This is a genomic window from Hyphomonas sediminis (assembly GCF_019679475.1).
Taxonomy (GTDB): Bacteria; Pseudomonadota; Alphaproteobacteria; order Caulobacterales; family Hyphomonadaceae; genus Hyphomonas; species Hyphomonas sediminis.
Genome location: NZ_JAIEZP010000001.1, coordinates 1,314,201 through 1,339,445, shown reverse-complemented (window position 1 = coordinate 1,339,445; position 25,245 = coordinate 1,314,201). Strand labels below are relative to the sequence as shown.

The 25,245-nt window shown below is 63.5% G+C and carries 24 protein-coding genes; 12 read left to right on the top strand and 12 right to left on the bottom strand.

Annotated features, from left to right (window positions below):
• The first annotated feature begins 11 nt into the window (after positions 1–11).
• Together K1X12_RS06740 and K1X12_RS06735 are read left to right on the top strand one after the other, a co-directional pair.
• Complete coding sequence (locus tag K1X12_RS06740) at positions 12–689, top strand: hypothetical protein (protein WP_220986850.1); 678 nt, start codon at positions 12–14, stop codon at positions 687–689.
• Between the two features lie 80 nt (positions 690–769).
• Positions 770–2,626, top strand: a complete 1,857-nt coding sequence (locus K1X12_RS06735) for an aq_1923 C-terminal domain (RefSeq protein ID WP_220986849.1) — start codon at positions 770–772, stop codon at positions 2,624–2,626.
• Between the two features lie 68 nt (positions 2,627–2,694).
• On the opposite strand, the gene K1X12_RS06730 is transcribed toward K1X12_RS06735, so the two are convergent.
• The gene (locus K1X12_RS06730) at positions 2,695–4,206 is read right to left on the bottom strand and encodes a serine hydrolase domain-containing protein (RefSeq protein WP_220986848.1); all 1,512 of its coding nucleotides are present in this window, start codon (positions 4,204–4,206) and stop codon (positions 2,695–2,697) included.
• Positions 4,207–4,364: 158 nt separating this feature from the next.
• Between K1X12_RS06730 and K1X12_RS06725 the strand changes: the two genes are divergently transcribed.
• The 6 genes from K1X12_RS06725 to K1X12_RS06700 all read left to right on the top strand — a co-directional run bounded on the left by K1X12_RS06725 (position 4,365) and on the right by K1X12_RS06700 (position 9,917).
• Positions 4,365–5,585 carry a S1 family peptidase gene (locus tag K1X12_RS06725; RefSeq protein WP_220986847.1) on the top strand — a complete coding sequence of 407 codons (1,221 nt, stop codon included), beginning with the start codon at positions 4,365–4,367 and terminating at the stop codon, positions 5,583–5,585.
• Between the two features lie 63 nt (positions 5,586–5,648).
• The gene (locus K1X12_RS06720) at positions 5,649–6,410 is read left to right on the top strand and encodes a TspO-related membrane protein (protein ID WP_220986846.1); all 762 of its coding nucleotides are present in this window, start codon (positions 5,649–5,651) and stop codon (positions 6,408–6,410) included.
• Positions 6,407–7,585, top strand: coding sequence for a mechanosensitive ion channel family protein (locus K1X12_RS06715; RefSeq protein WP_220986845.1), 1,179 nt, complete (start codon positions 6,407–6,409; stop codon positions 7,583–7,585). Before K1X12_RS06720 ends, K1X12_RS06715 begins: the two co-directional genes overlap by 4 nt.
• Positions 7,586–7,681: 96 nt before the next feature.
• Positions 7,682–8,518: a mechanosensitive ion channel family protein gene (locus K1X12_RS06710; protein ID WP_220986844.1), complete on the top strand. Its 837-nt coding sequence runs from the start codon at positions 7,682–7,684 to the stop codon at positions 8,516–8,518.
• Between the two features lie 18 nt (positions 8,519–8,536).
• Positions 8,537–8,923, top strand: coding sequence for a hypothetical protein (locus tag K1X12_RS06705; RefSeq protein ID WP_220986843.1), 387 nt, complete (start codon positions 8,537–8,539; stop codon positions 8,921–8,923).
• Positions 8,924–9,014: 91 nt separating this feature from the next.
• Positions 9,015–9,917, top strand: a complete 903-nt coding sequence (locus K1X12_RS06700) for an SDR family oxidoreductase (protein WP_225907901.1) — start codon at positions 9,015–9,017, stop codon at positions 9,915–9,917.
• 54 nt (positions 9,918–9,971) lie between these two features.
• On the opposite strand, the gene K1X12_RS06695 is transcribed toward K1X12_RS06700, so the two are convergent.
• From K1X12_RS06695 to K1X12_RS06655, 9 genes are all read right to left on the bottom strand, one after another.
• On the bottom strand, positions 9,972–10,946 hold the full coding sequence (locus tag K1X12_RS06695) for an NADPH:quinone oxidoreductase family protein (RefSeq protein ID WP_220986842.1): 975 nt from the start codon (positions 10,944–10,946) through the stop codon (positions 9,972–9,974).
• Positions 10,946–11,983, bottom strand: coding sequence for an alpha/beta hydrolase (locus K1X12_RS06690; protein WP_220986841.1), 1,038 nt, complete (start codon positions 11,981–11,983; stop codon positions 10,946–10,948). The genes K1X12_RS06695 and K1X12_RS06690 overlap by 1 nt, the downstream gene beginning before the upstream one ends.
• A gap of 81 nt (positions 11,984–12,064) precedes the next feature.
• Entirely contained in the window at positions 12,065–12,694 is a 630-nt protein-coding gene (locus tag K1X12_RS06685) for a TetR/AcrR family transcriptional regulator (protein ID WP_220986840.1), read from the bottom strand.
• Positions 12,695–12,891: 197 nt separating this feature from the next.
• Positions 12,892–13,524 carry a trimeric intracellular cation channel family protein gene (locus K1X12_RS06680; protein ID WP_220986839.1) on the bottom strand — a complete coding sequence of 211 codons (633 nt, stop codon included), beginning with the start codon at positions 13,522–13,524 and terminating at the stop codon, positions 12,892–12,894.
• A gap of 51 nt (positions 13,525–13,575) precedes the next feature.
• On the bottom strand, positions 13,576–14,325 hold the full coding sequence (locus tag K1X12_RS06675; protein WP_220986838.1) for a hypothetical protein: 750 nt from the start codon (positions 14,323–14,325) through the stop codon (positions 13,576–13,578).
• A 365-nt stretch (positions 14,326–14,690) separates the two neighbouring features.
• Entirely contained in the window at positions 14,691–15,362 is a 672-nt protein-coding gene (locus K1X12_RS06670; RefSeq protein ID WP_220986837.1) for a DUF6498-containing protein, read from the bottom strand.
• 38 nt (positions 15,363–15,400) lie between these two features.
• Positions 15,401–16,084 (bottom strand): DUF6498-containing protein, encoded by a 684-nt coding sequence (locus tag K1X12_RS06665; protein WP_220986836.1) that lies wholly within the window; start codon positions 16,082–16,084, stop codon positions 15,401–15,403.
• Positions 16,085–16,180: 96 nt separating this feature from the next.
• Positions 16,181–16,885 (bottom strand): M23 family metallopeptidase, encoded by a 705-nt coding sequence (locus K1X12_RS06660; protein ID WP_220986835.1) that lies wholly within the window; start codon positions 16,883–16,885, stop codon positions 16,181–16,183.
• Entirely contained in the window at positions 16,882–18,213 is a 1,332-nt protein-coding gene (locus tag K1X12_RS06655) for a flavin-containing monooxygenase (protein ID WP_220986834.1), read from the bottom strand. Before K1X12_RS06655 ends, K1X12_RS06660 begins: the two co-directional genes overlap by 4 nt.
• Before the next feature lie 114 nt (positions 18,214–18,327).
• Between K1X12_RS06655 and K1X12_RS06650 the strand changes: the two genes are divergently transcribed.
• The 3 genes from K1X12_RS06650 (at position 18,328) to K1X12_RS06640 (ending at position 19,793) form a co-directional block, all read left to right on the top strand.
• A complete protein-coding gene (locus tag K1X12_RS06650; RefSeq protein WP_220986833.1) occupies positions 18,328–18,807 on the top strand; it encodes a PaaI family thioesterase in 480 nt (159 codons plus the stop codon).
• The gene (locus K1X12_RS06645; protein ID WP_220986832.1) at positions 18,804–19,232 is read left to right on the top strand and encodes a PaaI family thioesterase; all 429 of its coding nucleotides are present in this window, start codon (positions 18,804–18,806) and stop codon (positions 19,230–19,232) included. Before K1X12_RS06650 ends, K1X12_RS06645 begins: the two co-directional genes overlap by 4 nt.
• Positions 19,233–19,355: 123 nt before the next feature.
• Entirely contained in the window at positions 19,356–19,793 is a 438-nt protein-coding gene (locus K1X12_RS06640; RefSeq protein ID WP_220986831.1) for a DUF6265 family protein, read from the top strand.
• Between the two features lie 121 nt (positions 19,794–19,914).
• Here K1X12_RS06640 and K1X12_RS06635 read toward each other — a convergent pair whose 3' ends face one another.
• A complete protein-coding gene (locus K1X12_RS06635; protein WP_220986830.1) occupies positions 19,915–20,796 on the bottom strand; it encodes a DUF3298 and DUF4163 domain-containing protein in 882 nt (293 codons plus the stop codon).
• A gap of 12 nt (positions 20,797–20,808) precedes the next feature.
• Entirely contained in the window at positions 20,809–23,943 is a 3,135-nt protein-coding gene (gene putA / locus K1X12_RS06630) for a bifunctional proline dehydrogenase/L-glutamate gamma-semialdehyde dehydrogenase PutA (RefSeq protein WP_220986829.1), read from the bottom strand.
• 191 nt (positions 23,944–24,134) lie between these two features.
• Here putA and K1X12_RS06625 point away from each other — a divergent pair, with 191 nt between their 5' ends.
• Positions 24,135–25,241 (top strand): glycosyltransferase family 4 protein, encoded by a 1,107-nt coding sequence (locus K1X12_RS06625; protein WP_220986828.1) that lies wholly within the window; start codon positions 24,135–24,137, stop codon positions 25,239–25,241.
• The last annotated feature ends 4 nt before the right edge of the window (positions 25,242–25,245 follow it).

Sequence of the window (25,245 nt, the reverse complement as noted above, 5' to 3'; positions counted from 1 at the left end):
AGGAACCGATCATGCGCCCTGCCCTGTTGCTTGCCGGACTTGCGGCGCTCTGCCTGCCGGCCTCTGCCGATACGCTGCTGGAGAAAGCGCGCCAGATGTCCAAGGACGGCCCGGCCTACCGGTTTGACCTGGCGGTGGAGGATGGCAGCCAGAACTTCGTGCTGAAGGTGGACCAGGCGCGGCCGGAGAATAGCCGTGTGGTGTCGATGACGCCGGATGCTTCGGCGCTGGACAAGGAGGCCGCCAAGCGGGCCGAGAAGCTGAAGGCCGAAACCAAGGGTGACATCTGGTGCAGCAATCTGATGGAAAACATTCCGGCGACGGCAAAGCGCGCCTCGGAAACGGCGAAGACGGCGACCTACAGCTTCAAGCCCCTGCCCGGCGAGGACGACGACATGAAAGACGTGGTCAAGCACCTGACCGGCACGGCGACTTTCGACAAGGCGACCGGCTATATGCTGACCTATGAACTTTCCGCGCCCAAGGCATTCAAGCCGGTGGCGGTGGCGAAGGTGAACACTTTCAACATGAAGGTGACCTGCAAGGCGGCCCCCGACGGGCGCACGCATATCGACACCTTTGCGCTGGACCTGGCGGGCTCGGCCATGATGCAGCCTTTCAGCCAGTCCGAACGGCGGCGGATTTCCAATCTGGTGGAAGTGACGCCGTCTGGTTTTGGCGCGCCCTGAGCGGAAAAGGCGAGATTGATCTTGCCTCCACCCCGCATTGCCGCCAGATCCGTAAGCGGTGACACAACGGGGTGAACGACATGGCCTGGTATTCTGCTTTCGGGGGCGCGGCTGCGGCGCTGGTTCTGGTAACGGGCGTGAGCGCCTGCGGACAAGGCACGCCGCCGGGGGCCGGCATTACGGAAACGGGGACGGACGCCGAAACCCTGTTCGCGCAGGCACTGGCGCGCCCGGCGCCGGGGGCCGTGGCGGATTTCGATGTCCAGCAGCTGACCGGTTTCCTGAGCGAGATGGGCGAGCTGACCTATGCCTCGGCAGGACCGGACGCGGCAACGGGCGCCTACAAGCTGGAGACTGTCAGCTTCGTTCCGGCAGCCGACGCGGCAGACGGCATCACACTGACGGCGGACGAAGTGCTGCTCTGGAATTTCGATCTTGAAACGCTGGAAGCGCGCCTTGAGGGGCGGGCCATGGACCAGACGCTGCGCGTGTTTGACCGGATCGAATTTGGCGGGCTGGCATTCTCCGTGGAGGATACCAGCGCCGCGATCAAGGCACTGCCGAATGCGGCCGGAGACCTGGGGCCGGGCGAGATGACCGAACAGAGCGTGAAGCTGACCACAGGCCGGCTGGTGCTGAACGGGCTGACGCTGCACCCCTGGCTCTACAGCCCGGCAGAAGGCGCCAGTGAAGACCAGAAGGCCATCGGCACCCTCTCGGCGATCATGCGCAGCTTCTCGCTCGGCGACCTCTTGCTGGTCGATGCCAAAATTGATCAGGTTACGAACAGTGACGTGATCGGCTCGACGATGACGAGCGGGTATGAGCGCCAGCTGTACCAGGGGTATGACCGGGGCAATATCGGCGCGATGATCCAGACCGGCGCAGTGTTCGACATGACGATGGAGAGCCCGGACCCGGAATTGGGCGCGAAGTTTCCCGGCATGCGGATGAGCGGCAAGAGCGCTTATACCAGCTGGACGGGACTGAAGCTGGCGCCGCTGCTGGAATGGGGCGAGCGGGGCGAGATGCCGCCGATTACGGAGCTGGAAGGCTGGAGCCTTGGCCGCTACACGCTGAAGGACCTGACATTCGACCTGGACGGAAAACCCTTCCTTGCACTGAGCAAGGCGGATTTTTCGGCGGACCAGTTCAGCTGGTTCTTCCCGGAAAAGATCGACATGTCCTATGAAGGTTTCCAGCTCGACCTAGCCTCGATCCTGTCTGTCGCGGACAAGCTGGTGGCCCTGTCGGACGAGCCGATTGATGGGCCGACGCCGGCTGAAATGATCGGCGTTCTGGAACGGGCGGGCCTTGCCCGGATTTCCTCCGACGGCGTGTTCAGCTTCGGCTGGAACCGCGAGACCGGACACATGCTGGCCAATGGCAACGCCCAGACGCCGGGCCTGTTCAATGAGGACTGGAAGGTCGAGATGGACCTGCCCTCTTTCGCCGAGCTGGTGCCGACCTTTGGCGAAGACGGGCGCACGCTGGATGAGGCCGCGCTGGACGCGGTGATGGAAAAGGAATTTGCCCTGATCGGCGCCCATTGGAGCCTGACGGACGCCGGCGGCCTGAACACGATTTCCAACCTCGTGATCGAAGGCGCCAAGATCGGCGCCGCAAGCGAGCCGATGCTGGCAGGCTTTGCCGACGGCACGCCGGAATCGGTGCGCGCGTTTGCAGCCGGAGCCCTGACGGTGGGCAGCGGCGAACTTGCCAAGGAGCTGCCCGAAGCGCGCGACTGGATGATGCGCATGGTGGACTTCATCAACCAAGGCGGCACGATTGCCGTGACCGTTGCGCCCAGCCAGCCGGTGTCGGCGGCAAGCATCGAGGCGCTGGACAATGGCGGCATGACGGCAACCGACCCGTCGGAGGTGTTCAAGCTGATCGGCCTGACAGTGACGCACACGCCCCCGCCTGCCCAACCCTGACGGCAGATGCGAAGGAAGCCGCACGATGGCGGCTTCCTTGCTCTGGTCTCTGGTTTCTGTTTCCGGACTTACCAGTTACCGCGCAGGCCCGGACGTTCGCGGGGCGGGTTCCTGGCGTTTTCCTCTTCAGCAGCCCGGGTGAGCGCTTCGGAGGTGAGCGCGCGATCCTGATCGGCGGCCTGGAGGGCGCGCGTCACGTCCAGCGTGAAACGGTTCACGTCAAACCGGGCGCCGCCAATCACATCGAAGCCCTGACGGACGACGACCGTGTTCAGTGCCGGGAGGATGACGATATACTGGCCGCGATTGCCGGCGGCGTAGAAGGTGCCTTCGGGAACGCCCGGATTATCATTCATCAGCCAGAACTGCGCGCCATAGCCGGCGCCATCGGCGGGCTGGGCCGGCGCAGGCGTGGAGACGAACTGCACCCAGCCCTCAGGCAGCAGACGCTCGCCCGCCCACATGCCATCCTGCAGGTAGAGCTGGCCGATGCGGGCAAGATCGCGGCCCGTGGACCAGACCTGGCTGGAGGAGAGGAAGTCTCCGTTCCAGTCGATCTCCAGCGTCGTATGGACGGCGCCGATCTTGTGGAGCACCGATTCATACGGGAAGCGATGGTAGAGGGCGTCATCCTTCATCGCCTCGCGCAGGGCGCGCATGGCGACGAGCGTGTCGTTATTGGCGTATTTGAAGCGCGAGCCGGGCTCGACTTCCAGCAGGTTTCCGGCGGCCTGATCGACGACGCGCCCACCGCCGAAATAGATACGGTCCGTGCGCGAACCACTTTCGCCACTATCGAGGCCGCTGGCCATGTGCAGCAGGTCGCGGATGGTGATCTCGCGGCGGGGATCGGCCCCCTTGTTCCAGGCGGCGATGACGGCGGGATAATCAATATCGATCAGCCCCTGACGGCGGGCAGCGCCGACAAGGGTGGCGCTGATCGACTTGGCGACCGACCAGGTACGCTGGGGCGTTTCATGCTCGACGCCGCGGGCATAGCGCTCGGCCACAACCTGGCCATCGCGCACGATGACGACGGAGCTGGTGCGCGTGCCGACGCCATAGGTGGTTTCGTCGAAGGCGGCGGTTACCGGCATTTCGAGGCGCTGGGCCTCTTCCAGGCGTAGCTCGACCTTGACGTTGGAGCCGATGGCGCTGCCCCGGTCGGGCGTGGTGTATTCCGGCCAGGAGGCGTAGCGCGGCAGGAAGTCGACCGCCTTTTCGGTGGCGCCGATGGGAAGCTGGGTGCAGCCATAGCCGGGGCGGTAGGCGGCCATGCGGGGCGGCATGCCAACGGCATAGTCCACCGAGACCAGCTTGCGGGCCTGATCGACCTTGGCCGCGGGAAGCTGGTCATAATCGCGGACATAATCGGGATAGATGCCGGCAAGCTCGTTCCGGTCGAGTTCCTGCAGGGTTTGCCCCGCAACGAACAGGCCCGAACAGGTGAACGTGGCCTTCCAGCCGGCGGCCAGCGCGCGCTGCATCGCTTCAGTGGTTCCACCTTCCTGGGCAAGCGCCGGAAAACTAAGGGGAATCGACAGGGACAGCGCCGCAAGGGCTGCGCGGAATTTGGGCATGGGTCAGGTCTCCTCGACTGGGGGCGAGTTTAGGCAGGTAGGCCCTTGGGGCAAGCCTGATGCGGCAGTTTGAAGGGCCAAAACACGGCCTGTTGACCCGCCCCCGGCCAGCAGCCTTTATGGCGCAAAGCGATGCCTTCAGAAGGGGACCATCGGAAATGCGACGCACCAGCCTGGGGGCCCTTGCGGGCCTTGCGATTTTTCTTGCCGCCTGTGACCAGATCCTGCTGCCGGGCCTGAACCCGGCGGCGCCGGAAACCAAGGCCGAGGATGACACATTCGGCGGCTATACCGAGGCCGACCTGACGCCGACTCCCGAAGAGATTGCCGCTGAGCAGGCGGAGGCTGAACAGGCCGCAGAGGCTGAAGCGGCAGCGGCGGAAGACGTGGCGGTGGAGGAGACCCCGGCTGAGGGCGTGACCGCCGAGGACGGCGACGGCGCCGCCCCTGCCCCTGGCCCTGACACTGCTCCTGCCCCTGACGAGGACGCCCAGCTGATGCCGGCAGCCCTGCGCGCCGCCACGCTGGGGCCGATCAATGCGGGCATCTGCAGCCTGCCCGATGGGGCCGCGCCAACGCCGACCGTGGCCAGGGCCGCCGGGGCGACCGGGCTGGAAGAACCGGTGGCCGGCGTGGAAGCCGTCAATGCGCTGGCCGCAACGCTCGGGTCTTTTCCGGGCATCGTGAAGCTGGAGCCGCGCCGGGCCGAGCCGACCGGCGCGATCGCCAGCGGGCATTGCGGCGCCGTGCGGATTGCGCGCAACTGGTTTGTGACGGCGGCCCATTGCATCGATGAACCGTTTGACGAGCTGCGCGTGATTGGCGAGGCGGCCAACCTGCGCAGCCCGGAGGCCAAGCGCGTTTCGGCAGACTACGCCATCTGCCATGCAGGCTATCAGGGCACGAACAATGGCTACGCCAATGACATTGCGCTGGTGAGGATGAATGAGGCGCAGATTGCCGCGCTGGGCAATGTGCCGGTGGCGCGCTTCGGGGCGACGGCAAAACCGCTGGCCCCGGCGAACTATCCGGCAGGAGAAATGGCGGGCTGGGGCCTGACGCGGTTTGACGGGCAGCTTTCCAATGAATTGCTGACCACGCGCCTGAAGATCACCCATGCCGGCCCCGCCACCATCACCGTGGCAAGCGAGAATGGCGCCGGCCCCTGCATCGGCGACAGCGGCGGCCCGCTCTATGTGACCGAAGAAGATGGCAGCAAGACGGTGGTGGGCATTCTCTCCGTTGTCGAACAAAACCGCACGACCGGGCATTTCTGCGAGGGCGACTATAGCGGGCGCTATACCAACCTGCAGGGCTATGCGGGCTGGATCTCTGCTGTAATGGCGCTGTGCGAGACCGATGGGGCCGCCTGCCGCTGACCTGCTGGACGCCGGGGGGCAGCGGCCTATATCTGGGCAGGCAAGCAACAAGAGCCAGACCCGATGCAAAGCCGTACCCTTCCCCTGCTCCTCCTGATTGTGGGCATCCTGCAACCCCTTGCAGGGGCGCTGGCGCCGGCCTTCGGGATTGGGACGCCGATTGGCGCGGCGACGGCAAATTCCGGCGCGCCGGAGCAGCCGATGCCGCTGTTCTTCTCGATCTGGAGCGTGATCTTCCTGGCCTATGCCGGCTTCGGGCTGATGGGCCTGCTGAAGCCGGAGCGTTGGCCCGAAGCGCTGGGCCTGCCGCTGCTGCTGGCGGGGCTTGGCAATATCGTCTGGATGCTGAGCGCGCAGCTGATCGTCTACCAGCCGCTGGACTTCCTGCTGCTGGCACCGATCTTCGCCTGCGCCTGGTGGGCTGCGCGGCGCGCAGAGGGACTGCGCGGGCAGGACAGCTCGCCTGCCTTCAAGGTGGGCGACGCGGCCAGCGGACTGCTGGCGGGCTGGATACCGGTGGCGACGGCGATTTCCATTCCGCTGACCATCCGCAGCTTCAGCGGCCTTGCCCCGACTGACTTTCCCTGGCCGATGTTCTGGTCGGCCATCCTGAGCGCGGGCGTATTCGCCTGGGTGTTTGCCAGCCGCATCAGCCGGACGCTCTGGTATTTCGTGGCGACCGGATGGGGCATCCTTGGCGTTGCCTTCCATAACTGGACCGAGACGGGCATGCACCTGATCGGCCATGTGACGGCAGCCTGCCTGGTGATCCTGTTGATCCTGAGGCTGACGCGCGGCGCAAACCCGGCTAAACCGGCGGGATGAGCATACCGACCGAGACCCAGCGCATCATCGCGCTCCTGAACATCGACACCAGCACCTGGCCCGCCTGGCTTGCATTCTCCTGGCCGCACATCGTGAAATGGGGGCTGGTGCTCCTGTCGATCGTGCTGATCTGGCTGCTGGCGACGGCGGTGAAGTATCTGGTGCGCTTCACCGGCAAGCGCATGTCGCCCAAAGACAAGGACTTTGACGGATCGGCCTGGGACCTGACGGCCTCGGTCTCGCGCGTCTTTGCGCTGATCCTGCTCTCGCCGCTGCCGCTGGGCCTTGCGGGCTATGATTGGCAAAGACTGGTGGAGACGCGCGGGCCGGGCGCGCTGGCCGCCGTGGCGATCCTGTTCTTTGCCCTGATGGGCGCGAACATGATCTCCAAATCCCTGCGGAGGTTCGGGGAGAAAGCACATGCCCATGCCGGGGCCGACGATACGCTGATCGCCTTCTCCGCCTCGCTGATCAAATATGTGATCTTTGCCATCGCCATCGTGACGGCGCTGATCCAGCTCGGCTTTCCGGCGGCCTCGCTTGCAGCCGTGCTGGGCGCGGCGGGCCTGGCCATCGGCCTTGCCCTGCAGGACACGTTGAAATCGGTCGCCGCCGGCGTGATGCTGGCGGTGTTCCGCCCGTTCCGGATCGGAGACTTTGTGACGCTCGCCGACCTGGAAGGCGAAGTGACCAACATCACGCCCTTCACCACCTCGCTGAAGCAGACCGACAACAAGATCGTCTCGGTGACCAATGACAAGGTGTGGGGATCTCCGCTGATCAATCACACCATGCAACCTTACCGGCGCATCGACCTGCTGTTTGGCGTCTCCTATGAAGACGACCTCGACAAGGTGCTGCGCGTGATGGAGGAGACGGCGCAACAGCATCCGAGCATCATCAGCTATATGCCGATCTGGGCGGGTGTTCAGTCGCTGGATGACTGGAGCGTGAGTGTGCGCCTGCGCGTCTGGGTGCCGACAGGCGAATTCTTCCAGACAAACGCCGACCTGCGCAAAGGCGTGAAACAGGCCTTCGACCGGGAAGGCATCACCATCCCCTATCCGATCCAGGTGGAATACCAGCACCAGGCCGACGACGAGCCGCCCAAGAAGTCCGGTCCCCTGTTCAAAGATGACGGCCCCCATTACGACCCACCCGAAACGCAATCCTGATCCACCCGCCAAGTTCCCAACGCAAGAGAAGGACCCTTGCCCGCAATACATGCCGCATACAGATGACACGCGGCAGGCACACAGAAAGGAAAAGACATGGACGATCCGATGAACCCGCAAACACTCTGGGAATCGCTCTCCCCTTACCTCCTGCCCTTCGGCATTCGGGTAATCGGCGCGATTATCCTGGTGATCGTTGGCCTGAGAGTGGCCAGCTGGCTGGGCAATCTCGTCCGGCGGCAATCGGAGAAGAACGCGCGGATCGACGCGACGCTGGCCAACTTCTTTGCCTCCCTCGTGCGCTGGGCGATCATTGCCGCCGTGGCCATTGCAACGCTGCAGGTGTTCGGCGTGCAGGCGACAAGCTTTGTGGCCATCCTCGGCGCGCTGACCCTGGCCATTGGCCTGTCGATGCAGGGCGCAATGGGCAATATTGCGTCGGGCGTGATGATCATGGTGTTTCGCCCCTACAAGCTGGACGACTATATCGAGGCAGCCGGTGTGGCCGGCACGGTGAAAGACATTTCCCTTTTCCAGACGATCCTGGCGACACCCGACAATATCAAGGTGATGGTGCCCAACAGCCAGGCTATCGACGGCGTGATCATGAACTATTCCGGCTTTGACCGGCGCCGCGTCGATGTCACCTTCGGCATCGATTATGACGATGACATGGACAAGGCTATTGGCATCGTGCGCCGCATTATCGAAGCCGATGAGCGCGTACTGAAGGACCCAGAGCCGTTCGTTCGCGTCGTGAACCTTGGCGACAGCTCGGTCGACATTGCCTCGCGCAGCTGGGTGATCGCCACCGATTACTGGGCGGTGAAGTTCGACATTCTCCAGAAGGTGAAGGCCGCGTTCGACCGGGAAGGCATTTCCATTCCCTATCCGCACACAACGCTGGTGACCAAGGCGCCAGCCGCGAACTAGCCTGTTCCTGCGATCGCCATGACTGAGCCCACGCCCACCGCACCAGATGCCGCGCCCAATGCGCCGCCGCCGGAAACCCCGGCGGCGGAAGCACCGGCCACCGTCAACAAGCCACCGCCCGAGCGGCGCCCGCTGCTGGCGCGGCTGTTCGGCATCAGCCCCTGGGGCGGGATCAAGCTATTGGGGCTTTGCATCCTTGTTGGCTTCTTCGTGATGGCAGCGAATTTCGATCCGGCCCATCCCGACTTCAATGCCGGACGGGCGCTGGGCGCGATCCTGAAACAGACCGTCAGCGCGCTCGGCTGGGCCTTGAAGAATTTCTGGCAGCCGGCGCTGGCGGGCGCGCTGGTTGTGCTGCCAGCCTGGGTGATCTGGCGCGTGGTGAGCCTTCCCTTCCGGAAGTAGCGGCGCGCGCGCGGCCTGCCCTTACGTCGCCGCTGGCCGCGCAGCAGGCCCGGCCTATAGTATCCTCCACGAGACAGGGAGGAGACACCGAATGGATATTTCAAAGCTGATGTTCCGCGATGGCCTGATGAAGGACGAGCGGATCCTGGTGACCGGCGGCGGCAGCGGCCTTGGCAAGGAAATGGCCGAGGGCTTTCTGAAACTTGGCGCGGAAGTGCATATCTGCGGGCGGCGCGGCGGCGTACTGGAAGAGACGGCAAATGAGCTGATGGCAAAGCATGGCGGCAAGGTGGTTCCCCATGCCTGCGACATCCGCGTGGCCGAAGCGATCACGGAAATGAACGACAATATCTGGTCCAAGCACGGCGCGCTGACCGGCCTGATCAACAATGCGGCGGGCAATTTCATTTCGCGCACGGAGGATCTTTCGATCCGCGGCTTTGATGCGATTTCCAACATCGTGTTCCGCGGCACCTTCTACATGACGCATGACATCGGCAAGCGCTGGATCGCCGAGAAGCGGCGCGGCAGCGTCTGCTCGATCCTGACGACCTGGGTGTGGAATGGCGGGCCATTCGTTGTGCCTTCGGCCATGTCCAAGGCGGGCGTGAATGTGATGACACAATCGCTCGCCGTGGAATGGGGCCGCTATGGCCTGCGCTTCAACGCAATTGCGCCGGGGCCTTTCCCGACAGAGGGCATGTCCAAACGCCTTTCACCGGACGCCGAGGGCGCCAAGCGGATGGATAGCGGCGCCTCCAACCCGATGGGCCGCGTGGGCGAGATGCATGAGCTGGTCAATCTGGCCGCCTTCCTGATGGCGCCGGGCGCAGAATATGTGAACGGACAGACGATCGCCATCGACGGAGCCGCCTATAATGCGGCGGGCGGAAACTTCAGCATGCTGACCGCCTGGGGCGACGAGCAATGGGCCGCCGCGCGCGACGCCATTGAAGCGACCAATGCGAAAGACCGCGCCAAACGTACGGTTTAAGCCCGATATGGCAGGCAGGCCCACCTCCGAGAGACCGGGGTGGGCCTTGCCGCCTTACGGCACCAGCACCACTTTGCCGACGACCTCGCGGCTGCGCATCATGTCGAACGCGCGGCGCCAGTCAGCCAGAGGGACTTCGGCGTAGATGCAGGGCTTTACCTTGCCTTCTTCGGCCCATTTCCAGATGGCTTCCATATTCTCGCGGCCTTTTTCCGGGAACTGACGGCCATATTCGCCCGCCCGCACACCGACGACCGAGAAGCCCTTGATCAGCGGCATGTTCACGCTGACGCTGGGAATGCGGCCGGAGGTGAAGCCGATGATCAGCAGGCGGCCATCAAACGCGATGCAGCGCACGCTCTCATCGAACACATCGCCGCCGACAGGATCGTAGATCACATCCGCGCCGCGACCGCCGGTCAGCGCCTTGACCTCTTCGCGGAAGCCATTGTTGACGTTGATGACGTGATCGGCGCCGCGCGCCTTGACGGTTTCCAGCTTCTTGTCCGACGCCGAAGTGGCGATGACGGTGGCGCCCAGCAGCTTGCCCACTTCCACCGCCGCCATGCCGACGCCGCCGGAGGCGCCATGCACCAGCAGCGTTTCGCCCGGCTGGAGATTGCCGCGCCGGACCAGCGACACATAGGCCGTCAGGTACGCCGCGCCATAGGCAGAGGCTTCGGCGAAGCTGAGCGCGGCGGGCTTCTTGCGCAGGCCGGCAGCGGGCATGGCGATGTATTCGGAGAAGGCGCCGATGCGGCTGCCGCCCGCGACTTCATCGCCCACGGAGAACTGCGAGACGCCCTCGCCCACGGCATCGACGACACCGGCCAGCTCCATACCCAGCGTGAAGGGAAGCTCCGGCTTCAGCTGGTATTTTCCTTCCGTCATCAGAAGGTCTGGGAAGTTGAGGCTGGCGGCTTTCACCGCAACGCGAACCTCGCCCGGCTTTGGCTGGGGAAGCGGCAGATCCTGGAGGCCCGTGCCGGCAAATTCCGAGGCAAGCTCACTGACAACAAGCGACCTCATCAGCGGCGCGCCGCGAAACTGTCATGCACCATGCGGGCAATTTCGGCGCAGGCCGCGCGGCTGCCCGGCGACATGAAAGTGAAGGCCGTGAAGGCGTGGGCGAGATTGTCATAACGCTTGTGCTGCACCTTCACGCCGGCCGCTTTCAGCCGCTCGGCATACTCGTCTCCTTCATCCACCAGCGGGTCATGCCCCGCGGTGACGACAATGGTGGGCGGCAGGCCGTAGAGATCTGTTTCCTGGCCGGGGGACACATTCAGATGGGTATAGTCAAAGCCCTCGGGCAGATATTGCCGCATGAACCAGTCCATCGTGTCCTGGCTGAGCGAGAAGGTGTTGGCGAAGCTGGTTTTGGAAGGATAGTGCTTCGAAATGTCGATCGCCGGATAGATCAGCAGCTGCAGCGCCGGCATCGGGCCGCCTTCGCGTTTCATCCGCTGGCTGATGATGGCGGAGAAGTTTCCGCCCATGCTATCCCCGCCTACGGCCACCTTCCCGGCTGGCGCGCCGAATTTCTCGGCATTGGCAACGGCCCATTTATAGGCCGCGAAACAATCGTTCAGGCCCGCCGGATAGATGTGCTGGGGCGCCAGCCGGTAATCCACCGAGAGGATCGGCGCCTGGGCGCCCTGGGCCAGCATGCCACAAAAGGCGTGGCAGGTGTCCATGTCTCCGATCACGCCGCCGCCCATATGGAAGTAGACCATCAGAGGATGGCGCGGGTCCTGCGAGGCGGGCCGGTAAAGGCGCACGGGGATCTGGTTGGCATCCGGCCCCGGAATGGAGAATTCTTCAATGCCGACACCACCCGGAGGCTGGTCTGCCAGCAGGGCAAGCTGGGCTTTGACGGCTTCCTGAACCATCTCTGCCGGCAGGGTGGACATGGGCGGGGCATTGCGGCCGTTCCAGGCGATCAGCTGGAGCTGGGGCTCAAGCGTGCGGCCTTCGACCGTCAACGGCTCGCCGCCAGCCATCTTTACAATCATGCCGCCGGGCAGGCTGGCGATCGCCTTTGCGATCACGCGCTGAAGGCTCATGGAATTCCTCCCTTATCTTTCTCTCAAGGAGGAAAGTGACGCCATTTGCGCGCGGCGCCAAGGGGTTCCCCGGCGGCGGGATCAATCCGGGCGGCCGAGCGCCTTCAGGCCGGAGAGCAGCAGCGTGCAGGCAAAGCACGTGGCGCCTTCGACATCCACCGGGCGGCGCTTGAGCATATAGTCGCCCATCTCGCGGGCGATGCCGATGGCGGCGGCGGCGAGGTATTCAGTGTCAACCGCAGGAGTTGTGCCCTGACGGGAGAGGACGTGTTCGAGATCGGCGCGGATTTCCTGGGCGACGGCCTGCATTTCGGGCGTATCGACCCGGACGCCGATAAGGGCGATGTGGGGCGCGCCGCTGGCGATGGCGGCTTCGTTATCGCGGGCGATGAAGCCGAAATAGGCGCGGTAGGCGTGTTCCATATAGTCTTCAAGGCTCTGCGCGGTGGCGCGGACATCGGCGAGGCGATCGCGGAAACGATGGGTCGAATCCTCGGCGATGGCCTGGAAGACTTCTTCTTTCGACTTGAAATAATTGTAGAAAGTTCCCGCAGCGAGGTCCGTCTCGCGGATGATATCCCGCACGGTGGTGGCCTCATAGCCGATGCGCGCGAAGACCTGGCGGCCCGCCTGGAGGATAGCCCGGCGGTTTGCCGCCTTGGTGCTGGCGCGTTTACCGGTGGAGAGGGCGGGCGTCGTCGTATCAGCCATAAAGGGGCCTTCTGGTTACAGATTTCAGCGCACACTGCCCCGGGCGTCATCACCCGTCAACTTTCTCAATCCGAAGAGCAGCCATGCATCCGGCATTGCCCATTTCCCGTCCAACCATGCCTTTTTGAGGCATCTGCGTGTCAATCAGAGGACAACCAGTGACGATTTGGGACAAATCCGGGACATTCCGGCCCCTTTCAGCTGATCTCCTCGGGCGGGCGGCCCGGCCGGCTCTTGTAGAGGGGGATCGACCAGCCAAACTTCATCGCCCCGCCCCGGATGGCAAAGGCGACGATCGCGGCGGGCACGGCGGCGACCATGCCTTCGAGCCCGGCCATGTGCAGCCCGGTATAGGTGGCCGCCCCGGCGAGGGCCGCGGTGATGTAGATTTCCGGGCGCAGGAGGATGCAGGGCTCGCCGGACAGCTGGTCGCGCAGGATGCCGCCGAAGCTGGCGGTGATGACCCCCATGACCACGGCGATGACCGGCGAGCCGGTGACGGTGAGCGCCTTCCACGCGCCGAACACGCAATAGGCGCCGAGCCCGATGGCATCGAGCCAGAGGAGCAGCTTGTAGCGGGACTCAAACAGGTGGGCCGTGAAATAGACGAGCGCGGCGGTGACGAGGCAGATCATCAGATAGTCGTGATTGACGACCCAGAAGACCGGCACGCCAAGAATGAGATCGCGCACCGTGCCGCCCCCTACCCCGGTGAAGGCGGCAAAGAAGAGGAAGCCGATAATGTCGAGCTGCTTGCGCGAGGCGGCCAGCGCCCCGGTAGCGGCAAACACGGCAATGCCCGCATAATCGAGAATGAGGATGGGGTTCATGGCGCGCTCCCTGTGTTTAACGGAAAGGGATGGGCGAGAGCGCGGGGGGCGTCAATTGGGGTCGATACCTTCTGGTACAAGTGCTTCAATGTCCGTAGGCAACCTTTTTTCGAACTTAGGATTTTTGGAGAGCGATGGCATCACATTATTCATCAAATCGGAGGTTTCGTTCGCGAGTTTAATCGCCTCTAAAATATTGCTTCGCAGCAATACGCAAAGGTTTGACACCTCCCCAATCTTCCGCAGAAGGTCCGGTCGCGAAGTTGGAACTTCAGTGGTGATGTGCATGGTGTCCATATTTAGCTCGCCAATGAACGGATCCAGCTCCAGAGCCAAGTTGCTCCGAATCTTTGAATACTCGTGCAAAGCACTCACGTTTGTTTGCATTAGTTCAATGAGCTCGAGAGCTTTGTAGGCAACAACATTATTCGGATCTCCAAGTAAAAACTCGAACTCCTCGTCGGTAATTTCCCTCAAGTTGTCGTTGAACGAAATCATGGGCGTCACGAACTGCCAATAGTCGCGCATCGCAGCGTCTTCCGGGATTGAGGCGAACAACTGTCGCTTAATATTCACTGCGAGATTGGCCGCTTTGGAAACCTTGAACATGGAAGAAATAGCAAGGGATCGCAGGCGAGCCAAACGCCGCTTCTCTTCTGATCGCCTATTGAAATAATCTGCCGCCGCTGCGCCCAACAACGCCGCAAGCATAGTCAGAACAATTTGCACTCCCGTGCCGACTGATTCTATGCGCAGCGTTTGAAAAAACACCAGCACTCGCCCGCTATCGAACCAATCCATACATCCCCATGCTGCGCAGCACGCGTTTCTTCGAACACTGATCTTAAAAATGGCTCAAAATTGCTTCTATAGCAACTCGCTGAAATTCTTGCGCCCAAAAGATACGCACTCGGACGGGCTTTGCGCGTCGCGTGTGGTGGAGGGGTTAGTGTTGGGCTGCCAACTGGTTTGTGGCGGCTGGCCTTCTTTCGGGAAAGGGCGGTGCGATTTTTGTGACCTTCGAGGCCCCCTCCGCCCTTTGGGCACCTCCCCCGTGAACGGGGGAGGATTGGGTTGCGCTTTGCTGAGGGGAAGGTGCAAGACGGAGTGGGCGCTCGCGTGGGGTTTACCTTGTGAGATCCCCGCCTTCGCGGGGATGAGCGGGGTCAGACGGTGGCAAGCTCCACACCCTCCGCCAGCTGAGCATCGCGTTTCTTGCGGCGGCGGGTGGCCTGGAGGAGGCCGTAGGCGACGCGGAGAGTGAGGAGAAGCAGGACGCCCAGGAGGGGCTGGCCCAGCCCGAGGGTGAGCATCGTGCCGAGGATGATGGCGACGTGGAGGGTGATGATCCGGTCATACGGCATGAACATTTCGGCAAAGGGGTTTGCCTTCGCCGCCTCGCCCCGGCCGATATAGTCCAGCGCGAAATAGGCGGCGTTGACGGCGATGATGGCGGCTAAAAAGGCGGGCATCCACGGGCCGGAGGCAAGCGCCCATTCGATGAGGCCGGTGAAGCTCGTGCCGGGGTCGTTCGGGGCGGAAAGCGTGCGCAGGAAGAGGCCGTGGCCGTAGCAGAAGATGCCGTAATGAACGCAGAAGAACGGGCCGGTGAACAGGAAAAGCGCGAACATGCCGCGATTGTAAAAGCCCGTGGAGACCATGCGCAGCAGGGTGAAGGCGCCGATGACAAGATTTTCCAGCCAGTAGAGCGCGACGAGCGGCGCGGCGCCCCAGCCGAAAGCGAAGATGGCGAGGATGGGCAGGAGATCCACTGCGAGGCTGATGCGGGAGAGAGGGTCCTGATAGGCGCGGGCGATCAGCGAGAGCGTCTTGTTCATGGCTGATCCCTGCCTTCCTGCACGCGCCCTGCCCCCTGTCATGCGGGCATTTCTTCCGCCTGAAGACGATCGCGCCGCAGGCAGCGGCGGACCGAGAGGAAGACGCCGAAGACTACACGGATGAGAATGAGGAAGAATACCCCGATCAGGGGGTCGCCCGCGCCGAAGGCGAACATGGCGCCGAGGATGATGGCGACGTGCAGCGTGAAGATGCGGCCATAGGGGGCGGCCATTTCGGCCTCCAGCGACGTGCGGCGCGCCTCACCCCGGCCAATGAAATCGACCAGGAAGAAGACAAGGTTTGCCGCGACGATGGCGCCGAGGAAAAGCGGCATATGGGCACCTGTGCCCAGCGCCCAGGCGAGCAGCTTTTGCGGCGAGGGAAAGCCCATCTGCGGATCAACGAAGACCGACAGGAACACGCCATGCCCCCAGCAGAAGGCGCCATAATGCACACAGAAGAAGGCCGCCAGGAACAGCGACCCGGCGAGCATGGCGGCGCCTTTTTCCGCAACCTGCGCCACACCCGCGCCGGCCATGCGCAAAACCGTGAAGACGCCGATGACGAGATTTTCCAGCCAGTAGAGCGCGACCAGCGGCGTGGCGCCCCAGCCGAACTGGAGCACCGCCCAGATGGGCAGCAGATCGACGGCCAGATTGAGCCAGGCCAGTGGATCAGCATAGGCGCGCGCCAGAAGCGCGGGTGAAAATGCCTGTTTCATGATTGTCCCCTGCTCCCCCAAGCTCAGACGATTTGAACATGCGCCAGACGAATGGCCAGACTAATAGCCAGACTAATAGCCAGACTAATAGCCAGACTAATAACCGGGCGACGCGACAGGTGCATAAGCCGGAAAGCTGAACGGATCGTGCGCGACGAGGCCGAAGGAGCCCTTCGGATTGTCGATATTCCCGGTAAGGATTTCATAGTGCAGGTGAGGCCCCTGCGCATTGCCGCTGGCGCCCATCTGGCCGACGGGATGGCCGAAGCCGAGGGCAACGCCCGGCGCTATGCCGGGGGCGAGATAATCCATATGGGCGTAGCGCGTGTAGACGCCCTGGCCATGATCGATCACCACCGTCAGCCCGTAGCCGGAGGATGTGCGCGCCTCGACCACGCGGCCGGGAGCACCGGAATAGATGAGGCCGGGCGGGCGGTTGGTCAGGTCTATGCCATTATGCACGCGCCCATTGCGCAGGCCGAAACCGGAGGCAAGGCAGACATCATTGACGGGCGCGGTGGCCAGCACCACGCCGAAGGCAACGATGATGGGCTTGAAGTCGATGATCCAGCGCTCGGTATCCAGCGGCGGGGCATTGGAGACGCGCATGCCGGGACATGTGCGCAGATAGGCGTTGGGCTGGAACGGGCCCTGGGGCGGATTGCGCGCGTCGCCCGGCGGACCATAGTCCACCGGGGGCATACGCAGGATGGTTTGAGAGGGACGATACGGGCCCGGCGACGAGGCGCAGGCAGGCAGGAGAAGCGCCAGCAAAGCCAGCGTTATCGTCCCTGCCCTCATGCGCCGACCTTTGTCCGTTTCGCCCCGCGCTCGATCTCCTTCAGGAGGTCGCGCACATAGGTGTTGAAGTCCACCTGCATCCGGTGGCGCGGGCTGTCGTAGAAATGACCCAGATACATCTGTTCATCCTCGGCGGTGATGCGCGCCATGTCCGCATTCGAGGGGAAAGCGTAGCGCCCTTCGAGCGCGGCGGCTACCAGCTTTGACTGTTGTTCTGCAAAGTTAACCAGCGTCGGCAGGGGCTGGGCCAGGCCCAGGAAGAACAGCGTTTCGCGGCCGGGCTGCACCATGCGCTTGTAGAGCGGGAAAGCATTTTCCTTCGGCGTCAGTTCGTCCTGCTTGAAGAAGGGGAAGGTCACATTGTAGCCGGTGGCCCAGACGATGGCGTCGACCTTCTCACGCGTGCCATCGGTGAAGACGACCGTGTCGCCCTCGAAACGCTCGAGGCCGGGCTTGGGGAGGATATCGCCGCAACCGACGCGGGTGAGGAATTCTCCGGAGACAGAGGGGTGGGCTTCGAGCGGCTCGTGATCGGGCTTGGGCAGGCCGTAATCTTCCATCTCGCCGATCGCCTTGCGGATGCTTTTCTTGGCGAGCGAGCGGCCCAGTTTGGCAGGCATCCAGGCGGGCAGAACGGCTTTATCGGCGGGGCGGCCATGCATGTATTTCGGCATCACCCAGACGCCGCGGCGCATGGAGATGAACAGCTTGTCTGCGATGGGACGCTGGGACAGCTCGGAGGAGATATCCATCGCCGAATTGCCCGCACCGACGATCATCACGCGCTTGCCGCGGAAATCATAGGGCTCGAACGGGTCGCGGTAATGGTGGGAGTGGACCTGGTAGCCGGTGAATTCGCCCGGATAGGTGGGCGTGCGCGCATCCCAATGGTGGCCATTGGCAACGACAACGGCGTCATAGTCGCGGGTTTCGCCGGTCGAGAGGGTGACGCGGTAACGGCCACCGGGCAGATCAGCGACATCCTCGACCGAGGTGTTGAAGGTGATCGTCTCGCGCAGGCCGAAATGGTCCACATAGTCGTGGAAATATTGCAGGAGCTGGGCGTGGTGAGGGAAATCGGGCCAGTCTTTCGGGACCGGGTAATCCTCGAAGGCGAGGCGCCATTTGGACGTGTCGATGTGCAGGGACTGGTAGCAGGAGGACACCCCGTTGGGGTTGTTATAGTACCAGTTGCCGCCGATATTGTCCGACTTTTCAAAGCAGTCGTAGGGCAGGCCCTTGTCTTTCAGGCGCTTGGCCATAGTAAAGCCGGAGCAACCGGCGCCGATGATGCATGTCCTGGGCTTTGCCGCTGCGTCAAAAGCCATGGGCGTCTCCTCTTCTCTTCCCCGAGTCCGTTACGTTAGCCGTTTCTTTGGAACTGCGGCGATGTTATCCGGCAGGAAAAGGGCGTCAAATCCGGACGCGAGGTAAGCTTTCTGATGACAGACGACAAAAACAATCCCGATCGCATTGCCGCCGTGATGCGTGAACATGTCGGGCTAATGAACTCGGTGGTGCCGTGGGGCAACGAGATCGGCTTTGAAGTGACGCAGGTGGAGCGCGGCCATGTGTGGGGGCGCCAGCCCTGGAGCGAGAAGCTGGTGGGCGACCCAGACACCGGCGTCATCCATGGCGGGGTGATCACCACCTTCCTGGACAACCTCTCCGGCATGGCCTGCACAGCCGCGATGACACGCCTGCGCTTTGTGGCGACCATTGACCTTCGGATCGACTATATGCGCCCGGCGGAAAAGGGCCTCGACATTATCGGCGAGGCAGAATGCTACCGCGTGACCAAGAGCGTGTGTTTCACCCGCGCCTGGGCCTATCACGGCACGCGCGACAAGCTGATTGCGACATCGGCGGGAACATTTGCCATCAACAAGCCGCGCTTCGACGGCGGGAAGAAAGACGCATGAACCCGAACCTGACCAATCCGCGCGCGGATGAAGTGGACGCCATCCTGAAGCGCGTTCCGTTTGCCCAGACGCTGGGCATGCGCTGCGAGATCATGGGCGACGAGATGACGGCTATCCTGCCCTTCCAGGAGAAGCTGATCGGAAATGTGAACATCCGTGCGCTGCATGGCGGAGCGATTGCCTCCTTTCTGGAGCTGACGGCGATGCTGCAGGTGTTCCTGATTTCAGACATGCCGCGCCCGCCCCGGCCAATCAACATCACCATCGATTACCTGCGTCAGGGCCACGCGAAAGACCTCTATGCGCGTGCCTTCGTGATGAAGATGGGGCGCCGCATGGCGTCCGTGCGCGCCGAGGCGTGGCAGGAGAACCGGGCCGACCCGGTTTCGGCGATCGTGGCACACTTCATGGTGGCGCAGGATTAGGCCCTGCCCGCCCGCACTGCCGGAAAGCTGCGCTGGCGGCTTCACACGGGGGCGACGGATGGTATCTTCACACGCGACAGGCGACCATGCCTGCGGCTTCATGCACAACTGACCGGTGAACTCATGAAAAACGTCTTTGTTGCCCTCGCCCTTGGCCTGACTGCCTGCGCCAGCGCCGCCCCGGCGGCCCATGCGGACGAGCTGGACTGGATCAGCGGCTGCTGGCGCAACGAGGCACGCACCTACCGCGAAGTGTGGACGAAGCCGGAATATGGCTACCTGTTCGGCTACGCGCTGAACCTTGAAGGCGATGTGGCGACCTATTTCGAACAGACCCGCATCACGCTGGGCACCCCGGCAACATTCGACGCCTATCCGGCTGGGTTTGGCCCGTCAGAATTCACCGAGGAAAGCCGCGGCAAGGAATCGATCACCTTCGTGAACCCGGCGCACAACTTTCCCCAGCGCATCACCTATGCGCGGGACGGCCGCCGGATGAAGGCGACCATCTCGCTGATGAACGGGGACCGCGCGCAGGTTTTCGAATTCCGCCGCTGCTAAAGCAAAGTGCGATCTGATGGGATCAGATCGCTTGCTCCAGTTTTTCTGATTCATCGCAAATTCGTCCGCTCAACCGGTCTCCCACTTGAGCGGACTTTGCGTCAGGCGCTTCAGGCGCCACCTATTCCTTGCCTTCACGCGGCAGTGGCTCACCGCCGAAACGGGCCGCCCAATCCGGCGTCAGCGCGCCGGCAAGGTCAGCTGCCGGAACGGTGATCTCGTAGGAGCCTTCGGCATAGGGGCCGACTTCATACGGCGAGAAGAGGACGGTGATGCCGCCGAACTTTCCTTCTTCCGTAGACGGCTCAAGCACATAATTGGCGCCGGAAACAGAACCTGCCTGCGCGTCATCGCCCAGCATATCGGTCACTTCCGAAGCGAGCGCCTCGACGGTCCGCTCTTCATAGCTGCGCGTCTTTTTCATCTGCACCAGACCGGCTTTCAGCTTGCTGCCGAAAACCGCCATATCGGCGACCACATCGGCCACCGGGACAGGATCGGTCTTGCCATGCTGATAGATCATGCCGCGCAGGAAATAGTTGGGATGAGCGCCGCCAGTGTAAGTGTAGACATTCTGCTGGACGCTGATGATGTCAGCCTGAGCGGCGGTCGCATCGAAACGGTATTCCATCGAATACTGGCGGAACCAGCTTTCAGAGCCATCCTCTTTCGCCATTTCATCAGCCGACAGCTTATCGGCAAGGGCCTGTTCCTTAAGCGCGTCGAGCGATTCTTTGGCGACATCGAACAGCAGCTTGGCAAGCGCCGGATCGAAAGAGACGATGGCCGGATCGACGACGGTGCGGATTTCGTAGTTCTCGGTGATTTCCTCAAAAGCGGGGCTGCCTAGATCGGCAGGAAGCGGCGCGCCTTCTGCCGATGCCACGCCTGCTTCGCCGGACGCCTCACCCGCCGTCGCTTCGTCTGCTGGGGTCTCCGCATTCGGCGCGCAGGCGGCAAGCAGCAGCGCCGCCAACGAAGCGGTGAGGAAAAGGCGTTTCATGGGTCGTAATCCTTAAAGGCTGAGCAGTTCGGGGTCACCGCCCTGAGCGGTAATGTTCACTGTTACCACGCGTTCTGTGGCGAAACGATGGAGATAATGAGGTCCGCCCGCCTTGGGACCGGTGCCCGAAAGCCCTTCCCCGCCAAAGGGCTGAACGCCAACGACAGCGCCGATCATCGAGCGGTTCACATAGGTGTTGCCCACCTGACAGGCCGCCTTGACCGCATTGTGGAAACTTTCGAGACGGGAATGAATGCCGAGCGTGAGGCCATAGCCCTTGGCTTTGAGCGCGGCGGCAACCTCGGCCACATTATCCGGATCGTAGCGCAGGACATGCAGGACGGGGCCGAAGGTTTCCTCGCTGATCTGGTCGAGCGAGGACAGCTCCACCAGGGCCGGGCCGAAACCGAAGCCTTCCTTGCCAAGCGTTCCAGCATCGAGCTGGTGCAGGATTTTTGCCTCGCGGCCCATCCGCTCCAGATGCGCTTCGAGCGCCTTGCGGGCGTCGGCATCGATGACTGGGCCGGTATCGGTTTCCGGCAGGGCCGGATCGCCCAGGGCAAGCTCGTTCATCGCGCCGATAAGGCCTTCGATCAGATGGTCGGCCGTCGCGTTGGGCAAGAAGGCGAGACGCAGCGCCGAGCAGCGCTGGCCCGCCGAGCCGAAGGCCGAGATCATCATGTCGTCGATCACCTGTTCGCGCAGGGCGGTGGTGTCGACGAAGAGACCATTGAGGCCGCCGGTTTCAGCGATCAGCGGAATGATCGGGCCATCGCGGCCCGCCAGCGTGCGGTTGATGAGGCGGGCGGTGGACGTGCCGCCCGTGAAGCAGACGCCGGAGACGCGCAGGTCTCCCGTAAGCGCAGCGCCGACCGTTTCGCCCCTGCCCGGCAGGAGATGCAGCGCGTCCACCGGGAGGCCAGCCTTGTGGAACAGGCGCACGGCCTCGAAGGCAGTGAGCGTCGTCTGTTCCGCAGGCTTGGCGACAACCGTATTGCCAGCGGCAAGCGCAGCCGCGATCTGGCCGGTGAAGATAGCGAGCGGGAAGTTCCACGGGCTGATGCAACAGAACACGCCCCGTCCATGCAGGGAGAGATGGTTGGTTTCCCCCGTCGGCCCCGGAAGGCGCACCGGCGCAGCAAAGTCCTGCTCGGCCTGAGCCGCGTAATAGCGGCAGAAATCGACCGCCTCGCGCACTTCGGCAATGCCATCAGGCAGTGTCTTGCCCGCTTCGCGCGCCATCAGGGCGATCAGCTGGGCCGCGTTTGCTTCCATCGCATCGGCCATGGCGTGGAGATATTCGGCGCGCTTGGGGCCGCCGAGGCTGTCCCATTCGGGCTGGTAACGGGTGGCGGCGTCCAGCGCGCGATCGATGGCCGCACCACCGGCCTCTTTCGAGGCGCCGAGCGCGCGGCCTGTTTCTGCGGGCATACGGACGAGTTCACCGCCGCCGGCTTCCGCCTTGCCCGAAACGATGGGGCCAGCGGCGAAGGCCGGGCCTTCATCGAGCATCTTCAGAGCGGCCGCAAACTGGCCGCGCACACCGACCTGGCTGAGATCATGGCCCAGAGAGTTGCGGCGACCGGGGCCGTAAAGGCGCGGCGGCGTGGGGATGCGCGGATGGCGGCGCGGGCCGATTTCGACCTTGGCGATTGGGTCTGCCACCACCTGTTCGGCAGGCACATCGGGATCGAGGAAGGAGTGGACGAAGCTGGTATTCGCGCCGTTCTCCAGAAGGCGGCGGACGAGATAGGGCAGCAGGTCTTCATGCGCGCCAACGGGGGCGTAGACGCGCACGCGGCTGCCCGCTTCGGCGGCTTCGTAAAGCGGCTCGCCCATGCCGTGGAGGCGCTGGAACTCGAAGCTGGTGACGCCCGCTTCTGCGGCGAGCAGGTCGACGGCGGCGAGCGTGTGGGCGTTGTGCGTGGCAAACGCGGAATAGATCGCGGGCGAAGCGGCGAGCATTTCCCTGGCGCAGGCGAGGTAGTGAACGTCCGTACCCTGCTTTGTGGTGAAGACCGGGAAGTTCGGGAAACCTTCGACCTGGGCGTTCTTGATTTCGCTATCCCAATAGGCGCCCTTGACGAGGCGGACCATGAAACGGCGACCGGTTTCCTGCGCCAGTTCCGACAGGCGCATGATGACGGCGCGGGCGCGTTTCTGATAGGCCTGCACGGCGAGGCCGAGACCGGTCCAGTCTTTCAGCGAGGACTCGCGGGCGAGACGCTCGAAGATCTTCAGGCTGAGGACAAGGCGATGAGCCTCCTCCGCATCAAGACAGAGGCCGATATTGGCCTTGGCGGCAGCCTCACAGAGGGCGAGGACACGGGGATAAAGCTCCGCCATCACGCGCTCTTCCTTCACCGCGAGATAACGCGGGTGGAGCGCGGAAAGCTTGACCGAGACGCCGTTTGCCTTCTCCGGCGGGAGGGCTGCGTCTTTATCTGCAGCGACGGCGGCGATGGCCTCGTGGTAAGCCTTGTAATAGCGGTTTGCGTCTTCGGTGGTGCGGGCGCCCTCGCCCAGCATGTCGAAGCTGAAATGGGCAGCATCGCCGGACTTCACCATGCGGCGACCCCGCTTGAGGGCTTCGGTCACCGTCCGCCCAAGGACGAACTGTTCGCCCATGATCCGCATGGCCTGCATCATGGCGGCGCGGATGACCGGCTCGCCGCTCTGACGCACGAGGCCGGTGACGAAATTGCCAGCGCCCTTGCGGGCGGTATCGGGCGCGCCGATGACGCGGCCAGTGAGCATCAGGCCCCAGGTGGAGGCGTTGACCAGCCAGCTGTCGGACTGGCCTTTATGGGCGCCCCAGTCTCCGGAACGGATCTTCTCGGCGATGAGGTCGTCCTTGGTTTCAGCGTCGGGCACGCGCAGCAGCGCCTCGGCAAGGCACATGAGGGCGAGACCTTCGGAGTTGGTCAGGCCGAACTCCTCAAGGAAGCTTTCCATCATGCCTTTGCGGCGGCCACGCGAGCGGGCGATCATCACCAACTCCCTCCCCCGGCGCACCGCGCCCTCGCGAACCGGCGGGGTCAATACCCCTTCCTTGAGAAGCGTTTCGAGCAGCGCCTCCTCATCGGCGAACTTCAAAGCGTCGAGCGCATCCCAGTCGAGGGCTGCATTTTGGGTCGTGCTGGGCATGGGTCTGGTCCGTCTGGCAGGGCCGGGGCAATAATCTGCCTCTTATACCGCAGCAGACGCACAAGAATACCCCCACCTGGCGGATCTGCCAAAATGGTAGCCCGCCGCAGTGACCCCCTTTACGCCCCGCGCCAAGCCCGCCAAATTGCGCCAGCTAACGGCCCACGGGGGGCTGAAACCATGGAGCCGGCATGCGCATCATGCTCGTCACCGACGCGTGGGACCCGCAGGTCAACGGCGTTGTACGCACGATGAAGCGCGTGATCGCCGAGACAGAGGCTATGGGCCATGTCTGGGAGATCGTGCATCCGGGCGATGGTTTCATGACCATGCCGCTGCCAACCTATCCGGAAATCAAGCTGGCGCTGTTTGCCCAGAACAAGATCCGCGAGCGCTTCGATGCGTTCGAGCCGGACGCCGTGCATATCGCCACCGAAGGCACGCTGGGGATGGCGGGCCGGGCAGTCTGCCTGACCGAGAAACACCCCTTCTCCACCGCCTACCATACCCGCTTCCCGGAATATGTGTCGGCGCGCATCCCCGTGCCGGTGAGCTGGGGCTATTCCTTCGTGCGCTGGTTCCACAAATATTCGGGCAAGGTGATGGTGGCGACGCCGTCTCTGCTCGACGAGCTGCGCCAGCAGCGATTCATGAACCTTGTGGCCTGGAGCCGGGGCGTCGACACCGAGCTGTTCACGCCCACCAGGCGGATCGAGGAAGGCCAGCCAGGCGACCCGTTTGCCGGCCTGGCGCGCCCGATCTTTCTGAATGTCGGCCGGGTGGCCGTGGAGAAGAATATCGAAGCCTTCGCCGAGCTGGACCTGCCGGGCACGAAAGTGATCGTCGGCGATGGCCCGCAGCTGGAAGAGCTGAAGAAGAAGTACCCGAAGGTGGCCTTCCTGGGCGCGAAGTTCGGCGACGACCTGGCGGCCCATTATGCGAGCGCGGACGTGTTCGTGTTCCCGAGCATGACCGACACGTTCGGCCTTGTGGTGCTCGAAGCGATGGCAGCGGGCACGCCTGTGGCCGCGTTCGAGGCGACGGGGCCGCGGGATGTCATCCCCGGTTCGGGCGCCGGCACGATCACGCCGGTGGGCGGCGACCTGCGCCAGGGCGCGCTCGACTGTCTGACGCTCAGCCGGGAAACCTGCCGGGCCTATGCCGAGACCTATAGCTGGCGGGCGTGCGCTGAGGCGTTCATCGAGAACCTGCAGCCGCTGCCGGCACCGGAGCGCAAACGCTTCTGGCAGAAGATCCGCATCCGCCGCCGCCGTCCGCCTGCAGGGCCGGGCTTCTAGAGCA